The organism is Variovorax sp. 01T439_2 (assembly GCF_056398445.1).
The window spans coordinates 1-2,264 of the sequence record NZ_JBFTPJ010000943.1 but is presented as its reverse complement, the minus strand read 5'-3'; the positions used below and the strand labels follow the sequence as shown (position 1 = coordinate 2,264).

The window sequence follows — 2,264 nt, the reverse complement described above, 5'->3', positions numbered from 1 at the left end:
GAATGTAGGGCGTGCCCCGCGGCATGTAGTGGATGGTCTCGCCGGCGGGCCGGCGCACGGTGCCGGAGCCCCAGGGCCAAAGGCCCGCGAGCGCCCGGAACAGCAAGGTCTTCTCGGTGCCCGGCGTGCCGAGGATCAGGACGCGTTGGCCGCGATGCAAGACAAGACCCGGAGCGTCCAGCCGATCGTGGCCGGTCCAGGAGCGGACTTCGAGCGCTTCGATCGCGAGCACCCCGGCTTCGCCCTCTTCGTAGGCGATGCGGCTGCCGCCTGCGCGTGCCTCCAGGTCGGACGCCAGCATGCGGCGCAGGTCGGCAACGCGCAGCAGCGTGGCGCGCCAGTCGGCAATGATGCTGAAGTTGTCGACGAACCAGCGCAGCGACGACTGCGCCTGCGTGAAGGCCGCGGCGGCCATCATCAGGCCGCCGAACGACACTTTCCCCGAGAAGTACAGGGGCGCGGCCACCAGCGTCGGCGCGATGATGGTGATCCAGCCGAAGCCCGCCGTGACCCAGGTCAGGTTGGTCAGCCCGAGCACCACGCGCGAGGTGGCGCGAAGGACGTCGCCGAAATGCATGGCGACGCGGCGCTTCTCGTCGGCCTCGCCACCCGCCAGCGAGATGCCGTCGAGATGCTCGTTGATGCGCGTCAGCGAGAAGCGCAATTCGCCCTCGCGCGCGTAGCGCTCGGCATTGCGCGAGATCAGGCCGCTGCCGACCCAGTAGGTGACCAGCGAGCCGGCGATCGCATAGGCAATGGCCGCCCACAGCATGAAGCCCGGCAGCACATGGTCCTTGCCATTGAAGAAGAGGCTGAAGTCCTTGGAGAGGACCCACAGCACGCTCGCAAAGCTGCCGAACAGCATCGCTGCCTGCAACAGGCCCACGCCAAGGGTGACCGACAGATCGCACAGCTTCAGCGTGTCGTCGTGCATGCGCTGGTCGGGGTGGGCCCCCATCGGGCCGCTGGCCTGCAGCCAGAACGCCCGGCGCGGCTGCAGCCACAGCCCGACGAGGTCATTGACCACGGCCTCGCGCAGCTTCAGCTGCAGGGTTTCGCCGAGCCACCGCTGCGCCACGTTCAGGACCAGCAGCGCCCCCGCAATGATCGCGAAGACGCCGACCTGCACGACGAATTCGCCGAGGTCGCGGCGCGAGATCGCATCGTAGAACGGCTTGTTCCAGCTGTTGAGCTCGATCTGCCCATACGCGGTGAGCGCGACCACCACGACGATCGCACCCATCAGCGCGACCAGCGTTTTTGCGACCGGCGATACGCGCAGGGCGCCGAGCAGCTCGCTGACCTGACGGAAGAAACCGGTCCTTGCAGCCGGCTCGACACGGTTCTCTGTCCGCGCGCTCATCGCTGCCGCGACGCCTCGCAGGCGGCGGCCGCGCTGCGGCGCGCCGAGACACACGAAATGAACGCGGCGTGGCTCCAGGCCAGTTGCTTGGCCGAGGTCTGCGCGCCGCTGCGCTGGTCGAACTGTTCCGACAGGTCGCCGCTGGCCGGCGTGTACGCGCGCACGGTGGCGAGGTAGGCGTCGCCGCGTTCGAGCCAATGGCGTGCATCGCCGCCCATCGCTGCGGCAGCACGAAAGCAGAACTCGGCGGCGCCGAGCGTCGAGAAGTAGTACGCGCCGCCCGAGTAGTACACATCGCCGCCATACCGGCCCATTGCCGCGCCAAGCCTCTCGGCACGGCCATGGTTGATGGGATAGGCCRCATCGAACAGCGCGTCCAGGCGCGCCAGCGTGGCCTGCATGCGCGGATCGGCCGGTCCATGCGCGGCCTCGGTGCCGAGGCTGTGGATCGCCGACAGGATCACCGCGATGTCCAGCGCCTTCGGGCCGGGCCGGCCGTCTTCCAGCGCGCGCGAGCGGTAGTAGCCGGGCGCCGCGCCGCGTTCGCCGCGTTCGTCCACCCAGTAGCCGTCGAGCAGGCGCAGCACCGCGCGCGACTCTTCCCGGCAGCGCTGCGCCTGCGCCGCATCGCCCAGGCCCTCCAGCCACGCCGCGCCTTCGGCCAGCGCCGCACCTGCGACACGCAGCGTGTAGTAGTGCTGGCCGAGCTCCTCTTCCCAGATGTCGTAGGACGGCTCGCGCCAGCGGCGCAGCGTGAAGTCCAGATCGAAACGGATCAGCTCGGCAGCTTCCGCCAGCAGCGGCGCGTCGAGGTGGCCGCCGGCCGCCCAGCGCAGCAGCGCCAGCGCGCGCAGCGGCGCGCCGTCGTGCTGGGGGCGATTCCATCGGCAGACGTCGAGCG

Annotated in this window: 2 protein-coding genes; both read right to left on the bottom strand. The window is 69.9% G+C overall.

The features are described from left to right. Positions 1–1,363, bottom strand: a 1,363-nt coding sequence (locus AC1DOC_RS30140; protein WP_478131169.1) for an ABC transporter ATP-binding protein/permease, incomplete at its 3' end; no start/stop codon positions are given. Then, positions 1,360–2,264, bottom strand: a 905-nt coding sequence (locus tag AC1DOC_RS30135; RefSeq protein ID WP_478131168.1) for a glycoside hydrolase family 15 protein, incomplete at its 5' end; no start/stop codon positions are given. The genes AC1DOC_RS30135 and AC1DOC_RS30140, both read right to left, overlap by 4 nt.